The sequence below is a fragment of the Pseudoalteromonas sp. S3776 genome (assembly GCF_005886915.1).
Lineage (GTDB): Bacteria > Pseudomonadota > Gammaproteobacteria > Enterobacterales > Alteromonadaceae > Pseudoalteromonas.
The window spans coordinates 21022-27021 of sequence record NZ_PNCU01000057.1 but is presented as its reverse complement, the minus strand read 5'-3'; the positions used below and the strand labels follow the sequence as shown (position 1 = coordinate 27021).

The window sequence follows — 6000 nt, the reverse complement described above, 5'->3', positions numbered from 1 at the left end:
CATTCTTACATGAATGCAGCATTAGAATAACGAAGGCGCAGTTATCTAGCCCATTAAGTTACAAACTTAGTACGCCATTTACCTGCCCATATATTAAATAAGCTTAAACCCGCAACGGTTAATATGACCAAATAAAAAACGCAGTTGGAATGAGCAACTGCGTTGGCGTGTATAGGTACAAGCCAGCGTACCTATAGCGAGGAACTTAGTTTACTAGCCTGTTAATACTTGGCTGTGCATGTGCTCGTTTAATACAACGACCTCAGCGCGCTTAAAAAAGTTAAAATCGGTTGCCGTAGCAAGTGTGTAAGCCCCCATCATACGGCTAATAATTAAATCACCGTTATTAAGTTTTGGCAGCATAATTGAATCACTTATTACATCTATACTGTCGCATGTGGGGCCTGCTAGTACTGATTCAAATCGCTCGCCGTCTTGTTTGGCACTATCTATAGGATAAGCTGCCTCATCAAACATTAAACCGCTAAAGGAGCCATATATGCCATCATCTAAGTAGTACCATGTTTTACCTTCGCGCGTTGCTTGTCCCATTACAGAGGCAACACTGGTTACACTACTTGCTACAATAAAACGCCCAGGCTCAGCAATAATTTGCATCGTTTCTGGTAATTGTGCCAGCGCGCTATTAATTGGCGCACAAAATACATCAATTGGTAGCACATCCGCACTGTACGGTACAGGAAACCCACCACCAATATCTAGCGTACTAAGTGCTGGTAACCCTAACTCAGCCACCCGTTTAACTACTTTTGCAGATGCATTTATTGCTTCAACGTATTTAGTTGGGTTAGGTGATTGCGAGCCAACATGAAACGATAATCCTTTAATACGAATACCTAGTTGCTGAGCAAGGCTAATAATGTCGATTGCCGCCTCTGGGCTGCAGCCAAACTTTTTAGATAAATCAGCAAATGCATCTTTATTACGAAAGCTTAAGCGCACTAAAATTTCAGCTTGGTCTTTGTAGGTAATAAACTTTTCAAGTTCGTTAATGTTATCCACCACAAATACGGTACAGCCGTAGGCAAGTGCGTCGCGAATGTCACTGTCGCGCTTAATTGGGTGCGTGTGAATTGTACGCTCGCTTGGTACGCCTTGGCTTGCTACTAAGTCAACTTCGCCGCTGGTTGCTAAATCAAAGCTTGCGCCTTCTTCTAGCAAAGTGCGCACTACAGCAGCATGCGGTAAAGGCTTTAAAGCAAAATGTAACACAACGCCAGGCAGTGCATGTTTAAGTGCACGGTATTGAGAGCGTATAGCGTCGCAGTCAAGCACCACCAGAGGTGCGCCAAATTGTGCAGCAAGTTGTTCAATGTGAGCAGTACTCAGTCGCGCGTAATCAATTGCTTGGTTTGCAGCAACTGCTGCAGGTACTTTAGTTACGGTGTCTTGTCGTTGTGTTGATAAAGCCATTTTATTTCCGAGTCAATTAAGCAACTGCTCGGGTAGGGTGTATCCACGAGTCAGTTGAGTGAGATCAATAGTGCAAACGCACAGTCAAATTCACTCTTGGATAGTTGCTCTATCGCCTTGCTACAAACGGGGGTTGAAATGTACTCGGATTGGCTATCATCAAGAAGCGGCGAGATAATAATGTAGGTTTTTATATAGCGCAATAAAAAATTTTTAATAAATTTAAAATGATTTATTTTATATTAATATCATGGGGTTACGTTGATTTATGCTGTTTATCTTGACGATTGATTTTACTCATCAGCGGTTAAGTATACGTGCTCTTGAGAGTAAGCAAGCATCATAGCGCTAGATGTATCAGCACTATAGGCTTGCTGTAAACTTTTTTGTAAGCGCTCGTAAATCTCGGGGGTGTTCATTAAAATATTGATGGTTTTTATTACTTTTTCGCCAAGCTCTGTCTTACTACATGCAAAGTATCCATTAACAAATTCTGGAAATTCAGCTATTTCCCGGCTATCAATTTGTTTTAATTGCTCAGAGGTGAGTGCATCAAGGACGTTAACCTCGTAATCGACAATCATGTCTATTCTGTTATGAATGAGAAGTTGAGGCAATTGAGAGCTGGTATCTTCTGAGCTTATCGCAGCAATTTGGTCTCTATACTTCGTTAAAACAGGCTCAAGCTTTTGATAGCTCGTTCCCGAGTCTACGGCAAGAGTAAAATCCTTTTCTAGTAATTGGGCTACGTGGACTCGTTCAGGAAAGCTTTGTAAAGTGCGTTTAAAAGCATATATTTTTCGCTGCTCGTAAATTGTGGTGGGTATATCTGAGAATAAAATATGTTTTTCGCGCTCGGGCGTTTTTATAATATCGTAACTGCATACTGCTTCAGCGCCCATAAGTCGCTTAATTAAACGGGCTTGATTGGTCCACTGCAATTTAGTATCAATTGTGTGGTTAAGCAGGCTTTCGAACGTTTTATCTGAGTTTAAAAAGCCATCAGTAGACGCATTCGCTCTTGAGAGTAATGTAAGGGGGTCATTTGCATGGCTCAATGGTGATAAAAGCAGTACATGCAAAATAATCAAAAATTTAGTAAATACAGGCATAAAACTTAGTGTAAATGTTCTAAATATTTTTGTCATAAAAAAAAGCCCAAACGGGCTTTTTTTAAGTTAAAACATTAAGGCATGCCTTAATTTATCGCGCATTAGTGCTTTCAAAAATTTTATCAGCAGAGGCTGCCACAAACCCCGTGTAAAGCTCGCCATCAGCTTTAGGGTACCTAATGGCAAACTCATAAAAACAGCTAGGGATGCGCAGTTCGCCGTCGCTAAAGGTGACAGTGTAATCGTCTGCAAGGGTTGATGATTGCTCTAGTAACACCTCTGGTGAGCCTTTTACTTCGCCACCAGATGTATTAAGCGCAAAGCCTGCATTTTTAAGCGCCTGATTAACATCATGAATGTTATCAAACTTAGCAAGCATATTAATATTTACAGTAAAATGATTTGCACGGTAACCCCATGCCGACATCCACGCTGCGTACTCACTTTCCGCGAGTAACTGTTTGTAAGTGTCGCTACTTACTTGCCAATGGGTGCCTGAATATAAAAAGTTATCGGCAGTGACTGCGTTTTCATCTATTTGCTCAACCATATCTGTCACAATGGCTTGTAACTCTGGAGAACACTTTTCAACTAATAGCTCAGAAATAAATACTTTAGGTTGTTTTGGGTCGCTATGCTCATAATGTTTAGCGTATAACTTTTTAGCTTCAAAGTGGTATTCGCCACACTCTGTGTAACCAAGCGCTAAAAAGTGAGCTGCTAGCTTTTCTAGGCCTACTTTTTCAATATTAAAGGTACGCAGCGCAATATGGTCGTTAATAATGTCATCTTTTTGCGTTGAGCCCAGAAGGTCATGAATTTTATCTGCCGATGGGGTAACAGCTAAATAGTTATCCCATAGATTTTCAAATAATGTATTTACGTTGGTGTGCATGTTAAATCCTTAAATTGGGTTATTCACTTATTCAATTACTAAACCTGGCGCTAAAGTTTGTGGCAGGTTTACCTTATCGGCTTCAACTGATGCGACAGGGTAAGCGCAGTAATCAGCAGCATAATACGCACTTGCTCTGTGGTTACCACTTGCGCCAATGCCGCCAAACGGTGCAGCACTAGAAGCACCCGTAATAGGGCGGTTCCAATTGACGATACCGGCACGAATGCGCTTTAAAAAGTAGCTGTAATCATCTTCGTTATCGCCAAGTAAGCCTGCTGACAAACCAAAGCTGGTGTTATTAGACTCTGCTATTGCGCTGTCAAAGTCGTTGTAGCGGTACACTTTTATAAGCGGGCCAAAGTGTTCTTCATCGGCCATGTTGGTGATGTTAGTTACATCAATAATACCTGGGCTTACAAACCCAGTGCCTGCTTTAAGCTGCTTAAGCTCAACAAGTATCTCAGCGCCTTGTTTAACTAGGTCAGCCTGCGCTACAACCATACCCAGTGCGGCTTTTTCACTGATCATGGCACCCATAAATGGCTGGTCAGTTGCAAAACTGTCGTCAACAACAATGTTTTTTGTTGCGCTAATAAGTTTTTCTAAAATAGCATCACCATTGGTTGAATTCTCAATAAACACGCGGCGCGCACAGGTACAGCGCTGGCCAGAAGTAATAAAGCCAGATTGAATAATATCGTGAGCTGCAGCGCTTACATCGGCTACATCTTTAATTATTAGTGGGTTATTCCCGCCCATTTCAAGCGCTAATATTTTACCTGGGTGACCTGCAAACTGTTTATGTAATAAATGACCTGTGTTTGAGCTGCCAGTAAAAAATAAGCCGTCTATGTTTTGATGCGAAGCAAGTGCTTTACCTGTTTCTATTTCACCTTGCACTAAATTAATAACACCTGCTGGTAAACCCGCTTTTAACCAAAGTGATAAAGTAAATTCAGCAACGTGAGGGGTTAGCTCAGACGGTTTAAATACCACAGTGTTACCCGCTAAAATAGCCGGGACTATATGGCCATTAGGTAAATGTCCAGGAAAGTTATATGGCCCAAATATAGCCACAACTCCGTGTGGTTTATGGCGTATAAAGGCTTTAGCTCCGGGCATTGGGTTTTCTGTTGTACCCGTGCGCTCATTATAGGCTTTGATTGAAATGGCTACTTTACCAGTCATAGCGCCTACTTCTGTGCGTGTTTCCCAAAGTGGCTTGCCGGTTTCGCGCGCTATAATGGCTGCAAATTCTTCGCTATGTTCTTTTAATTGTGCGACAAAGTTTTCAAGTATGGTTATGCGCGACTCAATTGGTGTATCTGCCCATTGTATTTGTGCGGCTCTAGCTGCATTGATTGCAGCATCTACTTGATCAGCGGTTGCGCCATTACCTTGCCATACAACTTCGCCGTTACTTGGGTTAACAGAGCTAAAAGCGGGGCCTTGGCCTGTATGCCATTGGTTATTTATAAGATGTGTGTTCATATATGTTTTACAGGCGGAAAAAACGCGCTGCATCTCCTTGGGATAAATTAAGGGCATTAGCCACTTCTTGGCTTATTACTAAGGTGTGTTTAGCGTGGTTATAGTGGGCGTGCTGGGTAAAGGTAGCTCTGAATCCACTTACGCCTTGGTTGCAAACGGCAAGTGTATCTGAGCTGTGTTGGCTAATATGCTCGAGCTTACCAATTGTAATGGGGCATACTTGAGATTCACGAATGCTACGAATATTACCAAGCTTTGCCTCTACGGTTGGCCCTGCATCGAATAAATCAACATAGCCACGATGCTCAAATCCCTCTTTTTCAAGCAGCTTGAGTGCGGGTTTAGTTTTTTCATGCACGTTACCAATCACCGCTTGAGCTTTGTTACTTAATAAATTGACGTAAATAGGGTATTTAGGCATTAGCTCACTAATAAATACCTTATCGCCAAGCCCCACTAAGTGATCAGCTTGTGGAAATTCAATACTAAAAAAGTGCTCTTGCAACCACTGCCAAAACGGTGAATGGCCGTCTTCGTCACTTACACCGCGCATTTCAGCTATCACGGTATCGGCAAAGCGTTCGCTGTGCTGCGCCATAAATAAAAAGCGTGAACGAGATAAAAAGCGGCCCGTTAACCCTTTTCGGCTGTTTTCGCGTAAAAACAAAGTACATATTTCAGAGCATCCGGTGTAATCGTTGCACATGCTTAAAATATCAACGGTGTTATAAACATTCAGTGTAGGCGAGTGGTGTACTGTTTTACCTAAATGATAATGATACAGCGGCACCGATAAGCCCACTGCGGCTTCTATGGCGGTTGTGCCTATGACCTCACCTGTTTCACTGTCTTCTAGAACAAATAGGTAGCTTTCATCAAGTGGTTGATTGATATTTTTTGCAAAGCTTTTTTCTGCGCGCGCTATTTTATCATTTAATAACTGGTCATCGACAGGTAGTGAGGTAAACCCATGGCCTGATTCAATTGCTATTTGCTTAAGTGCAGCAAAGTCTTTTGTTGTAATAGGACGTAATACTTGCATTTATTACTTTCTCCAACAGCGCG

General features: G+C 42.0%; 5 protein-coding genes. All 5 read right to left on the bottom strand.

Going from position 1 to position 6000, the window contains the following annotated elements:
• Nucleotides 1–213 precede the first annotated feature (213 nt).
• The gene (locus CWC16_RS17395; RefSeq protein ID WP_138542442.1) at nucleotides 214–1434 is read right to left on the bottom strand and encodes a type III PLP-dependent enzyme; all 1221 of its coding nucleotides are present in this window, start codon (nucleotides 1432–1434) and stop codon (nucleotides 214–216) included.
• A 293-nt stretch (nucleotides 1435–1727) separates the two neighbouring features.
• Nucleotides 1728–2582 carry a transporter substrate-binding domain-containing protein gene (locus tag CWC16_RS17390; protein WP_138542441.1) on the bottom strand — a complete coding sequence of 285 codons (855 nt, stop codon included), beginning with the start codon at nucleotides 2580–2582 and terminating at the stop codon, nucleotides 1728–1730.
• 55 nt (nucleotides 2583–2637) lie between these two features.
• Nucleotides 2638–3441 (bottom strand): DUF1338 domain-containing protein, encoded by an 804-nt coding sequence (locus tag CWC16_RS17385; protein WP_138542440.1) that lies wholly within the window; start codon nucleotides 3439–3441, stop codon nucleotides 2638–2640.
• A 27-nt stretch (nucleotides 3442–3468) separates the two neighbouring features.
• Nucleotides 3469–4935, bottom strand: a complete 1467-nt coding sequence (gene astD, locus CWC16_RS17380) for a succinylglutamate-semialdehyde dehydrogenase (protein WP_138542439.1) — start codon at nucleotides 4933–4935, stop codon at nucleotides 3469–3471.
• A gap of 7 nt (nucleotides 4936–4942) precedes the next feature.
• Nucleotides 4943–5977, bottom strand: coding sequence for an arginine N-succinyltransferase (astA, locus tag CWC16_RS17375; protein WP_138542438.1), 1035 nt, complete (start codon nucleotides 5975–5977; stop codon nucleotides 4943–4945).
• Nucleotides 5978–6000 lie beyond the last annotated feature (23 nt).